The organism is Allobosea sp. 05T433 (assembly GCF_056396065.1).
The window spans coordinates 128,427-149,566 of sequence record NZ_JBFTKS010000007.1; the positions used below are offsets into that span (position 1 = coordinate 128,427).

Sequence of the window (21,140 nt, forward strand, 5' to 3'; positions counted from 1 at the left end):
CGTCATGCCGCCAGGACCGCGACAAGAACAGACAGCCAGATCGCAAACACGCCCAGGGCGAAGGCCCGCCGGGCGGGTACGACCTTCTCGTCACTATCTGCTGATACGGGTGTGGTTGCGATCCAGGTGACCGAGCCCAGTGAGGCAAAGCCGGCAAAGGCCAGGGTGACGATGACGATGTCGAGCCGCCGCCATGGCACCGGCTCATGCACACCCCAGTAGCCGAGGAACGCCATCCCCATTGCAAACATGGTGGCTGAGGCGGAACAGAGCCCGACGATCGATCCCGTTGGTGCACGCATGGCGTGGTTTCCGCGCTGACTGCGATGAGGAAACACCCGGTCCGTGGACAGGTCAATTGCGAGGCTGCGGGGGCAGGCCGCGGCTCAAATCTGCGCGGGTGGTGGCTGACTAAGCCGGGCGACCGTCAGCGCGTCAGGAGATTTGGCAGGGTGCTGCCGGCAGGACGCAAGGTGGCTTCCGAGTTGAGCGCCAGCGATGGACCTTCGAGCGGGCCCTGCAGGACGAGGGGCACCGTCAGGGAGCCGCTCTGCTGGGCCAGCTGGCCGGCCATCTCGATCCAGCCTTGCTGCAGGAATGCCTGGCCTGCGAGCGTGAGACGATAGGTCGGGCCCGTCATCTGGGCATCAGTGATTGTCGCGATGCCATCGGCGACATTCGCCGTAGCGCTCGCGCTGTCGAATGGCGTCTTGCCCTGCCGCCATTCCCGCTGGGCCGCCACAGGATTGCGCTCGGCACGACGCAGCAGGTCGATGAAAGCAAAGCCGCCAAGCTCGCCTTGACGCAGACTGAGGCTCGCCTTTCCGTTCAAGGAGGCGAGAACGGCCTCGGCCGTGGTGCCCGTGCCATCCAGCGCGAACTGCAGATTGCCTTGCCCGCTCAGTCTCGGCAGTTCGGGCAGGTCGGTTGCGCTTTGCCCGAGATTGATCCGGTCGAGATTGCCTTGCAGCTTCACGTCGATGGTGTTCGGGGTCGCACTCGCAAGCAGGCGGCCCTTGACGCTGCCGCCATAGGCAGTCGCGCGAAGCAGCCCGGCCTCGAAGCGGCCCTTCTTGACGAGCAACTGGGTCGCGACATCACTGAGACGGGCGCCGCCGAGGCGGGCGGCATCCACCGAGACGCGCAGGTCGATGTCATGCGCCGTCCAGGCCTCGAATTCGAGCGGCGTCGGGTTGGCGAGCCCGGTGCCGGGTTTGGGCAGGCCGAGCCGATTGGTCATGCGGCCAAGATCGAGCGTCGCGCCGGCGAGTGTTCCGGAGAGGGACCAGCGTTGGCCGGCTTCGCCGAGCATGATCGCGCCGTCGAGGCGGTCCCCGTCGAAGATGGCGCTTGCGTTGCTGAGCGAGATCTCGTTGGCCTTGATCTGGGCTTCAGCGGCGATGCTGAGCTGTCCGATGGCAGGCGCGAGGCGGGGCGTTTCACCGAACCAGTCGAACAGTTCCGGGAGCGACGGCGTCGAGAGGCTCAATTGCCCATTGAAGACCGGCTCGCGCAGGCCGGATCGTATGCCGTCAAGGCGCAGGTTCATCCGTTCGGAGGTCGCGGACAAGGAGAGCCTGGCGCTTTCCCCGGCGACCGGCCAGACAACACTGAGATTGGTCGCGACGCCGCGCCAGGTCACGGAGCCCGAGGCGATGATCGGCTCCTCGGGGTCGCGGTCCTCGATGATCAGATTGACATCGCGCAGGATGGTGCGGATCGCGCCTTCGGCCCGCGCAAAGACCGAACCCGAAATGATCACGATCCGGCTCTGGTTCGTGAGGCTGGTGAGATAGGCAAGGGGCGGCGCGAGCCATTCCGAGAGCTCATCGTCCCTGCCTGAAACTGTGGCATCGATTTGGGGAGAGATCAGATCGATCCGGTCGAAGGAGAGGCGCCCTGCCAGAAGCGGCAGCAGGCGGGCGCGGGCCTTGAGCTGCGACGCCTTGCCGGAGAGCAGGCCGTCATGTTGCTTGAAGCTGACTTGCGAGAGCTCGACCCGCGGCAAAGGCAGAAGGACGATGCTCGCATGCTCGAGGCTGGTCACCTTGAGGCCGGTGCGATCCTCGATGCGGGCAACGACATGTCGCTCGACCAGCCCAACGGCAACGCCCCAGGATTGCAGGCCAAGCAGCACCAGGCCGATGGCGAGCGAATAGGCGAGAATGGAAACGCGTCGTGTCATGGGCCTTCGGCCGGGCTGCAACCGGAATCGAACCGGAGGTCAAGCTAAAATTGTTTATGACGATGCCGGGCGGCTTGTCGAGTTGAGGAGCCTATTTCCGGCATACAAGCTGTGGATCGGCAAAGAGAGCCGCAACGCCTTACGGTGTCACCCCTTCGTGCCACCGGCTCGTGCCAGAATGATGGCGGGATAGAGGCCGGCGATCACGATCAGCAACGCGGCCAGCGCTCCGTCTTCGAACATGCCGCGTGAGGCATGTCCGTAGACGATGGTTGCGAGCGTGTCGACGTTCAGCGGTCGCAGCAGCAGCGTCGCGGGCAGCTCCTTCAGACAGTCGACGAATACGAGCAAGGCGGCCGCAGCGATGGCAGGGCGAGCGAGCGGCCAATGCACCTGCCGCAACACCTCGCCCGAGCTTGAGCCGAGGGCGCGCGCGGCATCGTCGATCCTCGGCGAGATCCGGGCGAGACCGCTCTGGATGCCGGAGATCGCGATCGACAGGAAGCGTACGACATAGGCAATCACGAGAGCGGCACCCGAGCCGATCAGGATGAGACCAGGACTGACGCCGAACAATGCGGAGACGGTGTCGGCGACGAGATTGTCGAAGGCGGCAAGCGGGACGAGCAGTCCAAGCGCGAGCACCGTGCCGGGCAGCGCATAGCCAAGCGAGGCGATGCGCGCGAGCGCCGGCAGCCAGGTTTCGCGGCCGAGCCGGCCTGCAGCCACGATGCAAAGGCCAAGCGTCACCACGATCAGCGCGGCGCCAGCCGACAGCAGCAGGGCATTCAGGAGATTGCGCAGCAGGGCCATGTCGAACTGATGCAGCAGGCCGCGCGTCAGGACCTCCTGGAGGAGAAAGCCCATCGGCAGAAGCGCGCCAAGCAGCAGGGGCAGGGCGCAGGCGGCGCTGGCTGCGAGCGCAATGCGCCCGGACAGGAGCCGGCGGCCGACGGCGCGGGGCTGGCGCACCGAGAGCGTGAAGCGGCGCGCGCCGCGCAGTCTCGCCTCGGTTGCGATCAGGGCGACCACGAGGAGAAGCATCACGCAGGAGATCTGGGCTGCGCCCGCCAGAGAGCCGCGATTGAGCCAGGTCGTGTAGATCGACAGGGTCAGGGAGCGGACCCCGAGATATTCGGTCGCGCCGATATCGTTGAGTGTTTCGAGCAGTGCCAGGGTCAACCCTGCGACGAGCGCCGGGCGCGCCATGGGCAAGCCAATCCGCCAGAACAAGGTGCCGTGCGCGGCTCCGAGCGTCCGCGCCGACTCGACGATCGTCGCGCTCTGCAGGCCGAACAGCGCCCGGACGCTGAGATAGACGTAAGGGTAGAGCACGATCCCCATGACGAAGATCGCGCCCGCCAGATTGCGCGGGTCGGGAAACCAGTAGTCGCGCAGGCTGCGATAGCCCGTCACCGCACGCAAGGCCGTCTGCAGCGGTCCCTGGAAGCCCAGGAACTCAACATAGATATAGGCCGTCAGATAAGTCGGGATCGCCAATGGCAGCACGAGCAGCCATTCGAAGGCGCGACGGCCGGGAAACTCATATTGGGTGACGAGCCAGGCCGTGCCGACGCCGATGAGACTGCAGAGCAGGCCGACGCCGGCAAGAAGCATGGCGGTGTTCGCCAGCGCATCGGGAATGACATTGGCGACAAGATGCGGCCAGATCGACGATGCTGCCGGCGAAAGCGCGGTCAGGCCGAGCGCGAGAACTGGCAGCGCGACAAGCCCGGCACCCGCAACCGAAGCCCAGACAAAACGGCTCGACGGCCGCCACAGGCGTGGCGACCGTCGCATTTCTCCAGCCGTGGGAGACAGGCTCAATTGTCGAAGCCGACCTTGTCGACGAGGTCAGCGGCCGCCTTGCGGTTCTTGCCGATCTCGGTCAGCGGGGTGGTATCGACATTGACCTTGCCCAGCAGCTTCACAGCGGCGCTTTCCTTGACGTCCGGGTTGACCGGGAACTCGAAATTGCCGTCGGCATAGATGGTCTGCGCCTTGTCGCCAAGCATGTACTCGATCAGCTTGACCGCGTTTTCACGATTGGGGGCGTGTTTGGCGATGGCGGCGCCCGAGATGTTCACATGGGTGCCGCCATTGGCGAAGGTGGTCTTCAGCGGCTTGATCGCCTCGAACCAGCCCTTCTGCTCGTTCGCGGCAATGCTCATCAGGCCGATATAGTAGGTGTTGATCACTGCGATATCGCAGAGCCCGGACTGGATGTCGCGCGCGACTTCACGGTCGCCGCCGCCCGGCTTGCGCGCGGTGTTGGCCTTGAGTGCCTTGAGCCACGTCTCGGTCTTGTCGGCGCCGTTGCGCGCGAGATAGGCGGCAAAGAGAGCGTTGTTGTAGGGGTGCTGACCGCCGCGGATGCAGAACTTGCCCTTCCACTTCGGGTCGGCGAGGTCCTCATAGGTGATCGCATCCTGCGGCACGCGATCCTTCGAGACGACGACGATGCGGGCGCGCTTGGTCAGGGTGACCCAGTTATCCTGCGGATCGCGCAGCTGCGCCGGGACGATCTTGTCGACGGCCGCAGACTTGATCGGCTGGGTGACGCCGGCATTGGCGGCCGAGATCATCTGCGCGGCGTCGACCATGATCATGACATCGGCCGGGCTGTTTGCGCCCTCGGCCTTGATGCGCTCCTCGAGCCCGTCCTTCAGGAACACCGTGTTGACCTTGATGCCGGTGTCCTTGGTGAAGGCCTCGACGACGGGATTGAGCAGGGCCGGCTCGCGCGTCGTGTAGAGATTGACGCTCTGGGCCAGGACCGGGGTAGCGAGCAGGCAGGACGCCAGGGCGATGAGGGACAGGCGAGTTTTGTCGATCATGGTTCGCTCCTTCGGGCGTAGATGCCCTCTGCACGTTCGTGGTGCTGGAGCGGTATTGCCTGACGCTAGGGCGGTCAATTGAAAAGCGTTATAGATCAATTGCTTATAGGTTTTCTAAATTGCATCCTCTTTAGATTAATTCAAAGAAGATGCGCCTTCGAACCAGCGCCCAAGACTGACATCGGGCCGCCGAAAGTCGGCCGGCAGGCCTGTTGGAACTAAGGCAAAAGCCGGAACGCCGGCCCGGCGATCACGCGGACCGGCCCGCGCGTTGGCGGATCGATCGAGCCGCGCAATTCGATTGCATCGCTCATCACGGTCTCGTCACGAAGCGAGGCTTCGCGCGTGCGCAGCTTGCGGCGCAGCGCCTGCATCTGCGCTTCGACGCGTGAAATGCCGACCCGCTCGTCGATGCCGCGCCGATCGCCGGCACTGAGTTCCCGCGCCGATCTGAAATCGACGAAATCGCGCCGGCTATAGGGCCACTGCGACGAGCCCGTGAAGGTCGTGACCTTGCCGTCCAGAACGACGCTGTCGCCGGGACGAAGCGTGATATCGCGCAACAGCGAGACGCGGCGCTCGCCGCTGGCGACAATCGCCGGCCGGCAGGCTGGATCAGAGGATTTCTCATGGCCATAGGCAACGGGGAGCGAGCCATAGGTCTTGCCATCTGCCGAAACGGCGCCGTCGATCGTGCTGGCACCGGCGGGAACGCGGAAGACCTTGACCGGGACGCCGGGGTTCATCGCCCGGCAGAGGGCGTCGTGTGCCGTTAGGTCAGACTGGGCATTCAGATTGCCGATCGGCGCATGAAAGCCGTCGCAGAGCCGCACGCAGATGGTGCGCGCGCCATGTCCACTGCCGGAGACGGTATCGAGGCGTGCAACGCTGTGCTGCGTCGTGGGGCGCCGGGCCGCCTGACGCGGAGGTTCGACCGTCCTGAAAGGGTTCAAGACCACGGGCGGGTGCGCGATGCGCCCGTTCGGTACGCTGCGCGTCAGGGGCAGGTTCCAGATGCCACGCGCGGGCGCATAGGCGATGGGGGCATGATAGGCGCCGGCTTGCGGGGCGCGCATAGCACGGCGGTTCGCCGCTTCCTGGAGCTGAAAGTCGCGGACGCCGGCATCGTCGCCAGCCTGGACGAGCGAGATCGTGCCGATCGCGCCACCCGCTCCGAGCACAAGGCCAAGCGCAGTCATCGCCGCGAAGCGGCCCGTTCGTTTCTTGCCGTGAGCATTACGCTCCAGCGCAACGACGGGGACAGGGCTGCCTAATGGTGGGTCTTCCCGGTCGGGGATCTCACGGACACGAAACATCGCGTCTACTCCACTCGCGCTTGTTCTTCGTCCGCCGCCCTTGGGGTGTAGTTTACTTTTCGTTAATCATCAACGGCCCGTCGGCGTTCGCGCATGCAAAACGGGCGCGATGCTTAACGCAGCGTGCCCGGCCAAAATGCCTGGAGAGGGGTTCAGCTTGCCGGCGAAATGACGATGCGCTGCATGTTCGAGGCGGTTGCGGTTTCACCTGAGCCGCTCTCGAAACGGCCGCGCAGCTCGATCGTGGTGGCATCACCGATCTTCGCCTCCCGCACCGTCATGTCGCGACGCAGGGCCAGCATCTGGCCTTCACGGCTGGAAACGCCGACCGTGTCGTCGATCATCCGGCGTTGATTGGCGTTGAGTTCGTTCGACGACCGAAAATCGCGGAAATTCCTCGGGTTGTAAGGCCAGGTGGAAGAGCCCTCAAAGGTTGTCACCTTGCCATCAAGCACCACCGAGTCGCCTGGGCGCAGGGTGAAATCCCGCAGAAGAGAGACACGGCGATCACCGGCAGACGGGACGGTGGGCCTGCAGCCCGGGTCGGACGATGTCTCGTGACCATAGGCAACGGGCAGGGAGCCATAGGTCCTGCCGTCGGAGGCCACGGCGCCGTCGATATCCGCGGCGCCGGCAGGAACGCGGAAGACCTTGACCGGGATGCCGGGATTCATCGCCGTGCAAAGGGCCTCATGCGCCGGCCAGTCAGCTTGCGATCGCAAATGGCCAAGCGGCATGTGATAGCCGTCGCACATCCGTACGCAAATGGTGCGGGAGGCGCCTGATCCGGTATCGTAACGGGCCGTTGCACGGAGAGTGCTTACGGTCGCTCCATCGCGCGGCTTGCCGCGTTCGCGCAGGACGGGGGGATGTTCGATCCGGCCATCCGGGTATGAGCCGAAGAGCGGCAGCCTCCAGCCTGAACTGACCGGAGCATAGGTCAAGGCCGCGGCACTGGGCGCACGTCTCGCTGCTTCCTGAAGATGGAAGGCACGAACGCCGGCGTCATCACCAGCCCGAACGAGGGTGACGGTCAGCGCCGTGCCGCTCGCTCCGAGAACCAATCCGAGCAGCACCATGGCTGCATACCGCGTMAGAGCGGCCCTTCGGGAAGGAGACGGATGGATTCCGGGCGGAGTATGGCCCGACAGCGGCACGGCATTTCTTATGCGGAACATCGACGACTTTGCTTATGGCAGGGATCACTCACCCAGCGTTATGCAAGCCGCCGTTCTCTCCGCTTTAAGGCACAAGGTTGCCTTTGATGCATTCTGCAGAAATACGCCACGAACTGCAGGAGATGCGAAGTTCGTGGCGCAGGAACGATTGAGAGGGAGGCTTTGACCGCCCTCAGAGGTCCGGGCCGCGCACCGCCTGCGGGATGGCTACGGGCACAGCGGAGCTGGGCACGCTCTCGCGCTCGCCGCGACTGCGGCCGGAGAGCCAGGTGTCGACCTTGTCGAGGTAGAAATAGATCACCGGCGTGATGTAGAGCGTCAGCAGTTGCGAGACGATCAATCCGCCGACCACGGCGATGCCGAGCGGCTGCCGGAGCTCGGCGCCGGCGCCCGCGCCGAGTGCGATGGGAAGCACGCCGAAGATCGCGGCAAAGCTCGTCATCATGATCGGACGGAAGCGGACAAGCGCCGCCTCGCGGATGGCGGTCAACGCGTCGTCCCCCTGTTTACGACGCTCGATCGCGAAATCGACCATCATGATCGCGTTCTTCTTGACGATGCCGACCAGCATCAGGATGCCGATGATCGCGATCACCGACAGGTCCATGTTGAAATACTGCAGGGCGAGCAGCGCTCCGAGGCCGGCAGAGGGGAGGCCGGAGAGGATGGTGATCGGGTGGATGAAGCTCTCGTAGAGAATGCCGAGGATGATGTAGATCACCAGGATTGCGGCGAAGATCAGCAGGCCTTGCCCCTTCAGCGCATCCTGGAACAGCTGGGCGGAACCGGCGAAGCTCGTCACGATCGAGGCCGGCAGATTGACGTCGCGCTCGGCCGCGCGGATGGCGTTGACGGCGTCGCCAAGCGAGATGCCCGGCGCCGTGTTGAACGAGATTGTCACCGCCGGCTGCTGCGAAATGCGGTTCACCGCGAGCGGGCCGACGCTGGGCTTGATCGTCGCCACCGTTTCCAACGGCACGTTCAGGCCGTTCGCAGCCTTGAGCAGCAACCGCGAGAGCACAGCGGGATCCTGCTGATAGGCGCGATTGGCCTCCATGATGACCTGATAATCGGTCGAGGGGGTGAATATCGTCGCGATCTGGCGCGAGCCGAAAGCGTTGCCCAGTGCCTGCCGGATCTGGTCACTGGAAATGCCCAGGCTCGCGGCGCGTTCGCGGTCGATGTCGATCGAGAGCTGCGGGTTGCGCAACTGCAGATCGATATTGGCATCGCGCAGCTGCGGAAGCCGCGCGAGCCGCTGCTGCATCAGCGGAGCATAGGCGAAGAGCGCATTCAGGTCCGGTCCTTGCAGCGAATAGAGGTACTGCGCGCGTGACGACCGGCCGGCGTTGAGGTTGATGTTCTGCACCTGCTGGAACACCGCAGTGATACCCGGCACGTCGCCGGTCGCGCGCCTCAACCGCGAGATCACCACCTCGGCCTTCTCGCGCTGATCCTTGGGCTTGAGCGCGATGAACATGAAGCCGTTATTGGTGGCGTTGAAGCCGCCGATATTCGACGTCAGATAATCGACTGCCGGATCGGCCTTGACGATTTCGGCGATGCGGATCTGGCGCGCCGCCATCGCCTCGAATGACGTGTCGGGCGGGCCTTCGGTCGATGCGCGCAGGAGGCCGGTATCCTCGGTCGGGAAGAAGCCCTTCGGGATGTCGATATACATCTGCGCCGAGATATAGACCGTCGCCAGCGTGAAGATCAGCATCAGGATGCGCGCCTTCAGCACGCAATCCAGGGTCCAGCGGTAGGCGCCCAGCATCCCCTGGAAGCCGGCCTCGAAGACGCGCTCGATCAGGTTCGGCTTCTTGTGGTGATCATGCGCCTTGAGGAAACGGGCGCAGAGCATCGGGGTGAGGGTCAGGGAGACGAAGCCCGAGACGATGATCGCGGCCGCGATCGTGCCGGCAAACTCCGTGAAAACCTTGCCGACGACCCCGCCCATGAAGAAGACGGGAATGAAGACGGCAACGAGCGAAATGGTGATCGAGAGAATGGTGAAGCCGATCTCGCGCGAGCCGTCGAGGGCCGCCTGGAACGGTTTCTTGCCCATCTCGATATGCCGGATGATGTTTTCCAGCATGACGATGGCGTCATCGACGACGAAGCCGACCGCGAGCGTCAGTGCGAGCAGCGAGATGTTGTCGAGCGAATAGCCGAGCGCGTGCATGATCGCGAAGGTACCGACCAGCGAAATCGGCAGGGCGAGCGTCGGAATCAGCGTCGCGGCCAGGCTCTTCAGGAACAGGAAGATCACCATGATCACGAGCGCGATCGCGATCATCAGCGAGACCTCGACATCCTCCACCGCCTCCCGGATCGGGATCGAGCGGTCGTTCAGGACATTGAGTTCCATCGCGGCTGGAAGTTGCTCGCGATAGGCCTCGAGCCTGGACTTGATGCTGTCGACGACCTCGACGGTGTTGGCGTCGGACTGACGATAGACCGCCAGCATGATCGAGCGCTGCCCGTTGAACCAGCTGCCGGTCTGGTTGTTCTCGACGGAGTCGTAGACCTGTGCCACGTCCTCGAGGCGGATCGGCACGCCGTTCTTCTGCGAGATGATGAGGTTGCCGTACTCGGCGGCGCGCTCCATCTGGCCCGTGGCGCCGAGCGTCAGGCGCTGGTTCTCGCCATTGAGCGTGCCGACCGGGGAATTGGAGTTGGCGGCGGCGATCGCATTGCGGACATCGCTCAGTGCCAGGCCGCGAGCCGAGACGGCGTCGGGATTGACCTGTACGCGCACGGCGTATTTCTGCGCGCCGAAGATGTTGACCTGCGCGACGCCAGGCAATTGCGAGATCTGCTGCTGCAGGATGTTCTCGCCGAATTCATGGACTTCGTAGAGCGGTTTCGTCGCCGAGGTCAGCACCATGAACAGCACCGGCTGGTCGGCCGGATTGACCTTCCTGAAGCTGGGTGGCGAGGGCAGCTCCGGCGGCAGCCGACGAGCGGTGGCACTCAGCGCGGCCTGCACGTCGAGCGCTGCGCCGTCGATATTGCGGTTGAGGTCGAATTGCAGCGTGATCGAGGTCGCGCCGAGCTGCGAGACCGAGGACATCGAGGTGATGCCCGAGATCGAGGCGAATTCGCGCTCCAGCGGTGCGGCGACCGAGGAGGCCATCGATTCGGGGCTCGCGCCCGGCAGGCGGGCGCTGACATTGATCGTCGGGAAATCGACCCGCGGCAATGCCGCGACCGGAAGCTGTTTGAAGGCGAACAACCCGAAGATCAGAAAGGTTGCCATCAGGAGTGTCGTCATCACCGGACGACGGATGCAGGCCTCCGGGAGGTTCATCAGCCAGCACTCCCGCGCTGCGAGGTCTGGTTGGGCGGCGGCCTCTGGCCGCCCCGGTTGCGCTCGACCGCGCGGGCGCCATCGGTCAGCAGGAGCTGGCCGTCGATGACGACCGTCTCGTCGCCCTTCAGGCCCGACGCAAGTACGACGCGGTCATCGATGGTGCGGTCGACGGTGACCGGGCGGGCGCGGGCGACGCCGTCCTCGATCACGAAGACGAAGGTGCCGTTCTGGCCGTTCTGGACGGCTTCGCGGGGCACGGTCAGCGCATCGGGCTCGACACGCAGGGTCAGGCGGACCTGGCAGAGGGCGCCGGGCCACAGGGTCTCGTCAGGATTGTTGAAGATCGCGCGCATCTGGATCGTGCCGGTCGTCGCATCGACGAGATTGTCGATGACCGCGATCTTGCCCTCGACGCCGCGGCTCGCACCCTGCTGCGTGGCAACCGCCACGGCCGTGCCGGCATTCATCGCTTCGCGGATGCTGGACAGCTGGCGCTGCGGCAGGGCGAAGCTGACATAGATCGGATCGATCTGGTTGATCGTCACCAGCGTGGTCGAATTGTCGCCGGTCTTGGCGATATTGCCTTCCTTGAGGCCGGCTACGCCAATCCGGCCCGAAACCGGGGCGGTGATGGTGTAATAGGTCAGCTGGACCTTGAGGGCGTCGACCGCTGCCTCACCGCCACGGACGCTGGCCTTGAGCGTCGCGACCTGGGTGCGGGCGGTGTCGAGACGCTGGTCGGTGGCGAAATCGCGCTTGGCGAGTTCTTCCGCCCGGCGCAGATCGGCTTCGGCGGAGGCGAGCGAGGCCTTGTCGCGGGCAACACCCGCTTCGGCCTGTTTCAGCAGCGCTTCCGCGAGGCGGGAGTCGAGGCGGAAGAGCATGTCGCCCTTCTTCACATAGCCGCCATCGGGGAAGCCGACCTCTATGATCTGCGTATCGACGCGCGAGCGCACCGCAACGCTCGAGAGTGCCTGCACGGTGCCGATCGCGTCGAGCCTGACCGGCATCGGCCGGCGTTCAGCCTTGGCCGTGACGATCGTCACGGGTGGGCGTTGTTGTCCCGAAGCGCGTGATGATGGGGCCGCGGCCTGCTGGGCCGGCTGGGCATAGGGCGGGATGATCTTTCCGTAGGGAATGCGATCGAGCGGAGGAGGGACTGATCGGCCGGAATAATGGAGACCCGCGCCAGCTGCGACCGCGCCGACGGCGGCCACGACAACAACGCGCCCGAAAGACAAGACAGCCATGCGAAACCTTGCGCCAGAGCGGGACAGACTCTGTACCATTTGGAACGGTCGTCCCTAAACCGTCCTAGCCGCAAGCATTTAGCATGCCGGCAGGTGGTTTTGGGCGCAAGCGCGAAACAGCGTTTGTCTCACGATGTAGCGAGGATGTGACAGAGTATATCTTGCGGACGTGCGTCTGCGAACATTGCACGCCGCACGAGCATGTCAAAGTACCGTAACGACAATGCCGACCGTCATGCAGAACAGGCAGGCGACGCCCAGAGCAAACACAGCCGCGCGCACTGGGACCCGGTTGGACCCGGTATGGATCAAGGTGTGCACGATGCGCGTCAGCACGAAGGCCCAGGCAAGGGCAACAATCACCGTGCCGGTCGCGCCGACCTCCATGGCGAGCATGATCAGCGCGAAGAAAATGACCGGCGTCTCGAACTGATTGGCATAGTTCGCAGCGGCGAGGCGGGCACGCTCCGGATAGCGCTCGGTCGAGACCGCGATATCGGCCATCCCGACCTCCTTGTTCCGGAAGGCGACACGACGGCGCTGGAACAGGATGCCGAGCACGACGAAGGTCCACAGGATCTGAGCCAGGGCGGGGTAGACCAATTGGATCGTCATGGGCGGCTCGCCTCTCGCTGTTCATGCAAAGGAAAACCCTCACCCCGGGAGGTTGCCGGCAGATCACGCTGCGTTTGGACGAAATCGTCCAAACGCAGAAAACGTGATCGATTCTCATAGTTTAGAGCATGCTCAGTGCGAAAACCGTTGCCACTTTTTCGCAGCATGCTCTTGGGGCAATTTCGCGGTATGAGGGCCAATCGGCGTCACGATGGTATCGGCGAGGCCTGGGCCTCAGGATCGCGTCGGGTAGTTCGGGCTTTCGCGCACGATGGTGACATCGTGGACATGGCTCTCGCGCAGGCCGGCACTGGTGATGCGGATAAACCGGGCCTTGGACTGGTAGTCGGCAAGATCGCGCCCGCCGACATAGCCCATCGCAGCCCGCAAGCCGCCCGCGAGCTGGTGCAGCACGCCGGAGACCGGCCCCTTATAGGCGACCTGACCCTCGATGCCTTCCGGCACCAGCTTCAGGGCATCCTTGATGTCCTGCTGGAAGTAGCGGTCGGCCGAGCCGCGCGCCATCGCGCCGACCGAGCCCATGCCGCGATAGGATTTGTAGGAGCGCCCCTGGTAGAGGAAGGTTTCGCCCGGCGTTTCGTCTGTGCCGGCAAGCAGCGAGCCGACCATGGCGCAGGAGGCGCCGGCGGCCAGCGCCTTGGCGAGGTCGCCGGAATATTTGATGCCGCCATCGGCGATGACCGGAATGCCCGCCTTGCTCGCCGCCGAGGCTGCGTCCATCACCGCGGTGAGCTGCGGCACGCCGACGCCCGCGACGATGCGGGTGGTGCAGATCGAGCCCGGCCCGATGCCGACCTTGATCGCGTCGGCGCCGGCATCGATGAGAGCCTGCGCACCGGACGCGGTGGCAACGTTGCCGGCAATGATCTGAACGGTATTGGAGAGTTTCTTCACCCGGGTGACCGCTTCCAGCACCTTGGCGGAATGGCCATGGGCGGTGTCGACGACGATGATGTCGACACCGGCGTCGATCAGCAGCTCGGAGCGCTCGAAGCCGAGATCGCCGGTCGTAGTCGCCGCTGCAACCAGGAGACGACCCTGCGCGTCCTTGGCGGCATGCGGGTGGGCGACCTGCTTCTCCATGTCCTTGACGGTGATCAGGCCGATGCAGCGGAAATGATCATCGACGACCAGCAGCTTCTMGATGCGGAACTGGTGGAGCAGGCGGCGTGCCTCCTCCTGGGTCACGCCTTCGCGCACCGTGATCAGGCGATCCTTGGTCATGATCTCGGCGACGGGCTGCTCGGGGCGGTCGGCGAAGCGGACATCGCGGTTGGTCAGGATGCCGACGAGCTTGCCCTTGTGTCCCTGCGGGCCGCGCTCGACCACGGGGATGCCCGAGATCGAATGGTGCCGCATCAGAGCAAGCGCGTCGCCCAGTGTCTCGTCCGGGAAGATCGTGATCGGGTTGGCGACCATGCCCGATTCGAATTTCTTGACGAGCCGCACCTGCGCGGCCTGCTGGTCGGCCTCCAGATTGCGGTGGACGACGCCGAGGCCGCCGGCCTGCGCCATGGCAATCGCCATCCTGGCCTCGGTCACCGTGTCCATCGCCGAGGCGATGATCGGCAGGTTGAGCGAGATCGTCTTGGTGAGCTTGGTCGAGATATTGACGTCGGCCGGCATCACTTCGGACGGCCCCGGCTCGAGCAGGACGTCGTCGAAGGTCAGGCCGTCGCGGATGAGGGTGTCACTGATGCTTGCCATCGCCAACTCCAAGCCCATGCGGGGCATTTCAGGGTGGGCGACAACATGCGCCCGCTACCGAGTTGACGAGGCCCGATATCATGCGTGCGGCATCGCCGCTAGTGGCCTCAGCCGAAATTGAGGCGGATTATGCTGCGCTGCGATAACGCGACTCATGCGACAGGCGCAGAGCGTCTCTTCGCGATCCAGGCAAAATGGCCGTGTTCATGCCACATCCGGCGTGGCAAAGAACAAAACTCTCCGATCCCGGCTCCGGGCCGCAAGGTTCCTTATCCGTGCAACGCGCCAAACTCCTGCCCCTGATCGTCGCCTGCGCGCTGTTCATGGAGAACACCGACTCCACCGTGATTGCGACCTCGCTGCCGGTGATCGCGCAATCGCTGGGCGAGGACCCGATCGCGCTCAAGCTGGCGCTGACCTCCTATCTCGTCAGCCTCGCGGTTTTCATCCCGATCTCGGGCTGGATGGCCGATCGCTACGGCGCCCGCACGATTTTCCGCACGGCGCTCGGCGTCTTCATGCTTGGCTCGATCCTGTGTGCGATCTCGAATTCGCTCGGGGCTTTCGTCGGCGCGCGCTTCGTTCAGGGCATGGGCGGTGCCATGATGGTGCCCGTCGGTCGGCTGGTGATCCTGCGCAGCGTCGAGAAATCGCAGCTCGTCAGTGCGCTGGCCTATCTGACCGTGCCGGCCCTGGTCGGGCCGGTGGTCGGGCCGCCGCTGGGTGGCTTCATCACCACCTATTTCGACTGGCGCTGGATCTTCTTCATCAATATCCCGATCGGGCTGATCGGCATCGTTCTGGCGAGCCGCTTCTTCGAGGATGTCCGCGAGGAGGACGTTGCGCCGCTCGATCTCCGGGGCTTCATGCTGTCGGCCTTCGGCTTCGCGGCGCTGATGCTGGGGCTTGCGACCGGCGGCCGGCATCTGGTGCCGATCGAAGCCTCGATCGGCTTCGTGATCGCGGGCCTGGCCTCGCTGATGACCTATCTCTGGCATGCGCGCCGAACGGCCTATCCGGTCCTGAATCTCTCGCTCTTCAAGATCCCGACCTACCGGATCGGCGTGCTCGGCGGCTCGATCTTCCGGGTCGGCATCGGGGCGATCCCCTTCCTGCTGCCGCTGATGCTTCAGCTCGGCTTTGGCTATGACGCGCTGCATTCCGGCCTGATCACGTTTGCGTCCGCCGCCGGCGCCATGATCATGAAGACGCTGGCCAAGACGATCCTGGCGCGGTTCGGCTTCCGCCATGTCCTGATCTTCAATGCGCTGATCGGATCGGCCTTCCTGTCAGCATCCGGGCTGTTCACGCCGACGACACCGCAATGGCTGATGCTCAGCGTGCTGCTGATCGGTGGGTGCTTCCGCTCGCTGCAATTCACCGGCATCAATGCGCTGAGCTATGCCGATGTCTCGAACCGGGACATGTCGAGCGCGACCAGCCTCTCCAGCGTGGCGCAGCAATTGTCGCTCAGCCTCGGGATCACGATCGGCGCATTCGCACTGGAGGCGGCGAACATGCTGAACGGCGGCAAGGCGCTGGGTGCGCATGATTTCTGGCCGGCCTTCGTGCTGGTCGGGCTGATTTCGGCCTCGTCGGCCCTCTGGATGACGCGGCTTGCCCCCGATGCCGGCGCCGAGGTTTCCGGTCACGCACCGCTCAGCGCGCGCAAGGCAACGGCCCAGGCAATCGAGGATCAGAAGCCGCTGGACTGAAGGGCTGGCCGGCAACTCCAGCGCTCAGGCGAGGGGGTAAGCAGGGGGCGCCGTCTAGACCTCCCCCTGGCGCGTTCGGAAGGCAGATCAGCCCTCTGTGTCCGCTGCCGGCTGTTCCTTGCGACGATAGCCGGTCGCCAGCACGTAGAGTTCCGAGGAATCCGCCCGGCTCGCTGCCGGCTTGACGTTGCGCACGGTGGTGAAGTCGCGCTTGAGCATGGCGAGCAGCTCGGCGCTTTCGCCGCCCTGGAACAGCTTTGCCAGGAAGAAGCCGCCGGGAGCCAGAATCGAATAGGCGAATTCCAGCGCGGCCTCGGCCAGCGCGATGATCTTGAGATGGTCGGTCTTCTTGTGGCCGGTGGTGTTGGCCGCCATGTCCGACATCACGCCATCGGCCCGGCCGCCGAGCCGCTCGGTCAGCAGGGCAGGGGCCTCGTCGGCCATGAAATCCATCTCGATGAGATCGACGCCGGGGATCGGATCGACGTGCAGCAGGTCGATGCCGACGATCGCGCCCTTGCCCCGCTCGAGCCCGATGCGCTGCGCCGCGACCTGGCACCAGCCGCCTGGCGCGCAGCCGAGGTCGATCAGCTTCTGGCCGGTCTTCAGGAACTTGTAGCGGTCGTCCATCTCCTCGAGCTTGAACGCCGCGCGCGAACGAAAACCGCGCTCCTTCGCCCGCTTGACATAGGGGTCGTTGAGCTGGCGTTCGAGCCAGAGCTGCGAGGAATGCTTGAGCTTGCCGGCCTTCTTCACCTTGACCCGCATATCGCGGGCGCCGGTGCCGCCTTTGGTGGTGCTCATTGCTGGGTGGTGCTCATCTCTTGGTGGTGCTCATGGCTACGGGGCTTCCTTCCCGTGGACTTACGTCATGCCTGCCTGCGGCGCCACCAGGCGCGATCTTCATGCATCATCCGGAGCAGGATGCCCTCGCGCAGGCCGCGGTCGGCGATGCGCACTTTCCGGCTCGGGAAGGCGCGCCTGATCGCCTCGAAGATCGCACAGCCGGCAAGCACGAGATCGGCCCGCTCGCGGCCGATGCAGGCATTGGCCGAGCGGGCGGCATAGTCCATATCGACCAGCCGGTCGATGACGGCGAGGATATCCGTCTCGTCCATCCACAGCCCGTCGACCAGACGCCGGTCATAGCGCGGCAGGCCGAGATGGATGCCGGCGACGGTGGTGACGGTGCCCGACGTGCCAAGCAGATGGAAACCGGCGGCGTCCTTTGCCGCCGCAGCGCGCGTCGCGAATGGCTTCAAGGCAGCGCTGCAATCATCGACCATGCGCTCGAATTTTTCACGCCCGACATCGACGCCGCCATAGCGCTCGGCGACAGAGACGACGCCCATCGGCAGCGAGGCCCATTCGCGGATGCGACCCGCCGGGTCGCGCGCCTGCGAGCGCCCGCCCATCCAGACGATCTCGGTCGAGCCGCCGCCGATATCGAAGACGATCACGCCTTCCGCCGTGGGATGGGCCAGCGCAGCGCAACCGGTGACGGCCAGGGACGCCTCGGTCCGCTGGTCGACGATCTCAAGCTCGAGATCGGCTTCCGCAGCGACCCGGCGGACGAAGTCGAGCCCGTTGGTGGCGGCCCGGCAGGCCTCGGTCGTGACCAGGCGCGCGCGGCTGACGCCGCGATGGGTCATTTTGCTCTTGCAGATCTTCAGGGCTTCGACCGCCCGGTCCATCGCCGCATCGGCAAGCCGCCCGCTCGCTGTAAGCCCTTCGCCCAGGCGAACGATGCGGGAAAAGGCATCGACGACGCGAAAGCCATGTTGGGCCGGGCGGGCGATCAGCAGCCGGCAATTATTGGTGCCGAGATCGAGCGCGGCATAGGTCGCGACCGGATGGCGCGAGGGCGCGTAATAGGTTTGCGTGACGGGGGCAGGGCCGAGGGGAGACGAGCCGATCGGGCGCGGATCGGCGCCATCAACCCCTGGGGATACCGCGAGCGCGATATCCCGATCCTGGCGGTCCTCGACCGTCACCGTGTTTTGACCCCTCGTCGGCCGCGGTTTGCACGCTCCGGCCGCTTGCTTCGGGTGAAGCGTAACAAGAGCCTGATGAAGATGCCAAGCGGAACCTGTGCGCTGTTCATTTGTCGGTGGAGTGCTTGCCTGCGGCGACACGCTTCGGCCAAGTTCGGGGCAAGCCCGGATCGGACGGGCCGCCACTGGGAAGGACCACTGCTGCCATGGCCGGAGCACGCTATATTCTCGCGATCGATCAGGGGACGACCTCGTCGCGCGCGATTTTGTTCGATGGTGCGCTCAGGGCTGTGGCATCGGCGCAGCGCGAGTTCCCACAGCATTTTCCGGCCTCGGGCTGGGTCGAGCATGAGCCCGAGGATCTGTGGGAAAGCGTTCTGGCGACCTGCCGCGAGGCCGTCAGCAAGGGCGGGCTCTCAGCCGCGGACATTGCCGCGATCGGCATCACCAACCAGCGCGAGACGACGCTGATCTGGGACCGCAGGACCGGGCAGGCGATCCACCGCGCCATCGTCTGGCAGGACCGGCGGACGGCGCCGCGTTGCGCCGAGCTCAGCGAGCGAGGCCATGATTCGCTGGTTTCGAGCCGGACGGGCCTGCGAATCGATCCCTATTTCTCGGCGACCAAGATCGCCTGGCTGCTCGACAATGTGCCGGGCGCGCGCCGGCGGGCGGAAGCCGGCGAACTCGCCTTCGGCACGGTCGATTGCTTCCTGCTGTGGCGCCTGACAGGCGGAGCCGTCCACGCAACCGACGCGACCAATGCGGCGCGCACCATGCTGTTCGATATCGGGCGCGGAATCTGGGACGAGGACCTGCTCGCGCTGTTCGACATTCCCCGCTCGTTGCTGCCGGAGGTTCGCGATTGCGCCTGCCTGTTCGGCGAGACGCTGCCCGACCATTTCGGCGCGGCGATCCCCGTACGTGGCATGGCCGGCGACCAGCAGGCGGCGACGATCGGCCAGGCCTGTTTCACGCCCGGTATGGTGAAGTCGACCTATGGCACCGGCTGTTTTGCCCTGCTGAACACCGGTTCGACGCCGGTGGCATCCCAGAACCGGCTGCTCAGCACCATCGCCTATCAGCTCGGCGGCGAGCGCACCTATGCGCTGGAGGGTTCGATCTTCGTCGCGGGGGCGGCTGTGCAATGGCTCCGCGACGGGCTCGGAATCATCGAGACGGCAAGCGAGACCGGGCCGCTTGCCGAAGCGGCCGATCCGACCCAGGCGGTCTACCTGGTGCCGGCTTTCGTCGGGCTCGGTGCGCCGCATTGGGACGCCGAGGCGCGTGGCGCTATTTTCGGGCTCACCCGCAACAGCGGCCCGCGCGAGCTGGCGCGGGCGACGCTGGAAAGCGTCTGTTACCAGACGCTCGATCTGCTCGACGCGATGCGTGCCGACTGGCCGGACGCCGGGCAGGGCGCCGCGGTGCTGCGCGTCGATGGCGGCATGGTCGCGTCCGACTGGACCATGCAGCGGCTCGCCGACATTCTCGCATTACCTGTCGACAGGCCGGAGGTGCTGGAGACGACGGCTTTGGGAGCCGCCTATCTCGCCGGCCTCGATGCAGGGCTGTTGCCGGAGCCGGATCGGTTTGCGGATCTCTGGCGGCTTGAACGGCGCTTTGTCCCCGGAATGGCGAAAAGCCAGCGCGAAAAGCTGGTCATGGGCTGGCGCGACAGCGTGCGGAGGACGCTGAGTACAGGCTGACAGGTGGCCCCGTCGCCTTCATGCACAAGATTGCTCACAATGGGCTTGCCATGCGGGCGCGGGTTGTTTAGACCGCGCCTCACCAACGAAGGCGTTCGCGCCGTTGGGGGATCGTCTAACGGTAGGACCCCAGACTCTGACTCTGGTTGTCTAGGTTCGAATCCTAGTCCCCCAGCCACTTTTCAGTGGCTTTCTTTGAAGATCCAAGAACTCAGCTGTTCAGGTCTGGTTGCCATCCAAAGGGATGTCCGCCCGCTGACCTCCGATGCCTTCATTGAAGGGTACGGCAACACCGCTCTTCGCGCGCCGCTCCCGACAGGAGACTAGCGTCGGGGCGTCACACAGCGCTATCAACGGCCATGGGGTTTGGCGTCTTCATCCACCGATACGATTCGATCTACGATGACAGCCCGGCTGAGAGATATCAGTTCCCGCGGCAATATCTTGGTCGCGTTCAAGCCTGCGTCAGTGACTGGATCGTCTACTACGAGCCGCGCAAAGTGGCGAATACGCGCGGATACTTTGCCATCGCCAAAGTTCAGCAGGTCATTCCCGACCCAGCCGCACACGACATGTTCATCGCGGTGATCGAGCCTAACAGCTATCTCGACTTCGCCAATCCGGTCCCCTTCGCTGACGAGAGCGGTGTCATCGAGCGCGGCGTCCTAAACGACGAGGGCCGGATATCGGGGCGAGCACAAGCCGCAGTGCGGCCGATCTCATCGGCCGACTTCAACCGTGTTCTCGCCCTCGGCCTCGACGATGCGGAGCCACTCCTGCCGCGAAGCGATGACCCGAACGTCGCCGGCGGGCTTGCGGAAGAGCAGGCTCCCTTTGTCTTCGATCAAGCCCGAGAGCGGTTGACGATCGCGCTCTCGCGGATCGTGCGCGATCGAGCATTTCGCCGAACGGTGTTGCGGGCCTATGGTGAGCGCTGTGCGATCACTGGACTCAGGCTGATCAATGGTGGCGGTCGTGCCGAGGTCGCTGCCGCTCATATTCGCCCCGTGGAGGCGAACGGGCCGGACATCGTCAGCAATGGGCTTGCGCTTTCGGGAACGGCGCATTGGATGTTCGATCGCGGGCTGATCAGTCTGTCCGATGACCTGGACATTCTGGTCTCGCGACATGCGAACGACGTCGAAGGCATCCGCGCCTTCGTGAACCGAAGCGGCCGCGCATTTGCGCCCGCGCGGCCCGTTGAGCGTCCGCATCCTCACTTCCTCAATTGGCACCGCGAGACCTGCTTCAAGCAGTAACGAGATTGCCAAGTCGCCCTTCGCCTGCGCGATTGATC

15 protein-coding genes and 1 tRNA gene are annotated in these 21,140 nt (G+C 64.9%); 4 read left to right on the top strand and 12 right to left on the bottom strand.

Going from position 1 to position 21,140, the window contains the following annotated elements:
* Nucleotides 1-2 precede the first annotated feature (2 nt).
* The 10 genes from AC1DGP_RS11990 to guaB all read right to left on the bottom strand — a co-directional run bounded on the left by AC1DGP_RS11990 (nucleotide 3) and on the right by guaB (nucleotide 14,425).
* A complete protein-coding gene (locus tag AC1DGP_RS11990) occupies nucleotides 3-302 on the bottom strand; it encodes a hypothetical protein (protein WP_441505953.1) in 300 nt (99 codons plus the stop codon).
* Between the two features lie 125 nt (nucleotides 303-427).
* The gene (locus AC1DGP_RS11995; protein ID WP_476832178.1) at nucleotides 428-2,185 is read right to left on the bottom strand and encodes an AsmA family protein; all 1,758 of its coding nucleotides are present in this window, start codon (nucleotides 2,183-2,185) and stop codon (nucleotides 428-430) included.
* Between the two features lie 147 nt (nucleotides 2,186-2,332).
* Nucleotides 2,333-3,985, bottom strand: a complete 1,653-nt coding sequence (locus tag AC1DGP_RS12000; RefSeq protein WP_441505951.1) for an ABC transporter permease — start codon at nucleotides 3,983-3,985, stop codon at nucleotides 2,333-2,335.
* Between the two features lie 23 nt (nucleotides 3,986-4,008).
* Nucleotides 4,009-5,022: an extracellular solute-binding protein gene (locus AC1DGP_RS12005; protein ID WP_441505950.1), complete on the bottom strand. Its 1,014-nt coding sequence runs from the start codon at nucleotides 5,020-5,022 to the stop codon at nucleotides 4,009-4,011.
* 218 nt (nucleotides 5,023-5,240) lie between these two features.
* Nucleotides 5,241-6,338, bottom strand: a complete 1,098-nt coding sequence (locus AC1DGP_RS12010) for a DUF2865 domain-containing protein (RefSeq protein ID WP_441505949.1) — start codon at nucleotides 6,336-6,338, stop codon at nucleotides 5,241-5,243.
* Nucleotides 6,339-6,490: 152 nt separating this feature from the next.
* Nucleotides 6,491-7,417, bottom strand: coding sequence for a DUF2865 domain-containing protein (locus AC1DGP_RS12015; RefSeq protein WP_441505948.1), 927 nt, complete (start codon nucleotides 7,415-7,417; stop codon nucleotides 6,491-6,493).
* Nucleotides 7,418-7,688: 271 nt separating this feature from the next.
* On the bottom strand, nucleotides 7,689-10,829 hold the full coding sequence (locus tag AC1DGP_RS12020) for an efflux RND transporter permease subunit (RefSeq protein ID WP_441505947.1): 3,141 nt from the start codon (nucleotides 10,827-10,829) through the stop codon (nucleotides 7,689-7,691).
* Nucleotides 10,829-12,082: an efflux RND transporter periplasmic adaptor subunit gene (locus tag AC1DGP_RS12025; RefSeq protein WP_441489737.1), complete on the bottom strand. Its 1,254-nt coding sequence runs from the start codon at nucleotides 12,080-12,082 to the stop codon at nucleotides 10,829-10,831. Before AC1DGP_RS12025 ends, AC1DGP_RS12020 begins: the two co-directional genes overlap by 1 nt.
* Before the next feature lie 204 nt (nucleotides 12,083-12,286).
* Complete coding sequence (locus AC1DGP_RS12030; RefSeq protein ID WP_441505946.1) at nucleotides 12,287-12,697, bottom strand: MAPEG family protein; 411 nt, start codon at nucleotides 12,695-12,697, stop codon at nucleotides 12,287-12,289.
* 234 nt (nucleotides 12,698-12,931) lie between these two features.
* Nucleotides 12,932-14,425, bottom strand: coding sequence for an IMP dehydrogenase (gene guaB / locus AC1DGP_RS12035; RefSeq protein WP_476832179.1), 1,494 nt, complete (start codon nucleotides 14,423-14,425; stop codon nucleotides 12,932-12,934).
* 275 nt (nucleotides 14,426-14,700) lie between these two features.
* On the opposite strand from guaB, the gene AC1DGP_RS12040 reads away from it, so the two are divergent.
* A complete protein-coding gene (locus AC1DGP_RS12040) occupies nucleotides 14,701-16,140 on the top strand; it encodes an MFS transporter (RefSeq protein WP_441505945.1) in 1,440 nt (479 codons plus the stop codon).
* An 87-nt stretch (nucleotides 16,141-16,227) separates the two neighbouring features.
* Here AC1DGP_RS12040 and AC1DGP_RS12045 read toward each other — a convergent pair whose 3' ends face one another.
* Entirely contained in the window at nucleotides 16,228-16,944 is a 717-nt protein-coding gene (locus tag AC1DGP_RS12045) for an RlmE family RNA methyltransferase (RefSeq protein WP_113515802.1), read from the bottom strand.
* A gap of 65 nt (nucleotides 16,945-17,009) precedes the next feature.
* Entirely contained in the window at nucleotides 17,010-18,134 is a 1,125-nt protein-coding gene (locus AC1DGP_RS12050; RefSeq protein ID WP_441505944.1) for a Ppx/GppA phosphatase family protein, read from the bottom strand.
* Nucleotides 18,135-18,340: 206 nt separating this feature from the next.
* Here AC1DGP_RS12050 and glpK point away from each other — a divergent pair, with 206 nt between their 5' ends.
* The 3 genes from glpK (at nucleotide 18,341) to AC1DGP_RS12065 (ending at nucleotide 21,102) form a co-directional block, all read left to right on the top strand.
* Nucleotides 18,341-19,843, top strand: a complete 1,503-nt coding sequence (gene glpK / locus AC1DGP_RS12055; protein ID WP_441505943.1) for a glycerol kinase GlpK — start codon at nucleotides 18,341-18,343, stop codon at nucleotides 19,841-19,843.
* Between the two features lie 104 nt (nucleotides 19,844-19,947).
* Nucleotides 19,948-20,021: transfer RNA gene (locus AC1DGP_RS12060), tRNA-Gln, on the top strand.
* Between the two features lie 181 nt (nucleotides 20,022-20,202).
* On the top strand, nucleotides 20,203-21,102 hold the full coding sequence (locus AC1DGP_RS12065; RefSeq protein WP_441505942.1) for an HNH endonuclease: 900 nt from the start codon (nucleotides 20,203-20,205) through the stop codon (nucleotides 21,100-21,102).
* Nucleotides 21,103-21,140 lie beyond the last annotated feature (38 nt).

What these genes read in the sequence shown, in the direction of transcription:
- AC1DGP_RS12025 (WP_441489737.1), bottom strand. Translation starts at nt 12,082, where the DNA reads ATGGCTGTCTTGTCTTTCGGGCGCGTTGTTGTCGTGGCCGCCGTCGGC.
- AC1DGP_RS12020 (WP_441505947.1), bottom strand. Translation starts at nt 10,829, where the DNA reads ATGAACCTCCCGGAGGCCTGCATCCGTCGTCCGGTGATGACGACACTC.
- AC1DGP_RS11995 (WP_476832178.1), bottom strand. Translation starts at nt 2,185, where the DNA reads ATGACACGACGCGTTTCCATTCTCGCCTATTCGCTCGCCATCGGCCTG.
- AC1DGP_RS12065 (WP_441505942.1), top strand. Translation starts at nt 20,203, where the DNA reads ATGGGGTTTGGCGTCTTCATCCACCGATACGATTCGATCTACGATGAC.
- AC1DGP_RS12005 (WP_441505950.1), bottom strand. Translation starts at nt 5,022, where the DNA reads ATGATCGACAAAACTCGCCTGTCCCTCATCGCCCTGGCGTCCTGCCTG.
- AC1DGP_RS12010 (WP_441505949.1), bottom strand. Translation starts at nt 6,338, where the DNA reads ATGTTTCGTGTCCGTGAGATCCCCGACCGGGAAGACCCACCATTAGGC.
- AC1DGP_RS12015 (WP_441505948.1), bottom strand. Translation starts at nt 7,417, where the DNA reads ATGGTGCTGCTCGGATTGGTTCTCGGAGCGAGCGGCACGGCGCTGACC.
- glpK (WP_441505943.1), top strand. Translation starts at nt 18,341, where the DNA reads ATGGCCGGAGCACGCTATATTCTCGCGATCGATCAGGGGACGACCTCG.
- AC1DGP_RS12000 (WP_441505951.1), bottom strand. Translation starts at nt 3,985, where the DNA reads ATGCGACGGTCGCCACGCCTGTGGCGGCCGTCGAGCCGTTTTGTCTGG.
- AC1DGP_RS12045 (WP_113515802.1), bottom strand. Translation starts at nt 16,944, where the DNA reads ATGAGCACCACCAAAGGCGGCACCGGCGCCCGCGATATGCGGGTCAAG.
- AC1DGP_RS12030 (WP_441505946.1), bottom strand. Translation starts at nt 12,697, where the DNA reads ATGACGATCCAATTGGTCTACCCCGCCCTGGCTCAGATCCTGTGGACC.
- AC1DGP_RS11990 (WP_441505953.1), bottom strand. Translation starts at nt 302, where the DNA reads ATGCGTGCACCAACGGGATCGATCGTCGGGCTCTGTTCCGCCTCAGCC.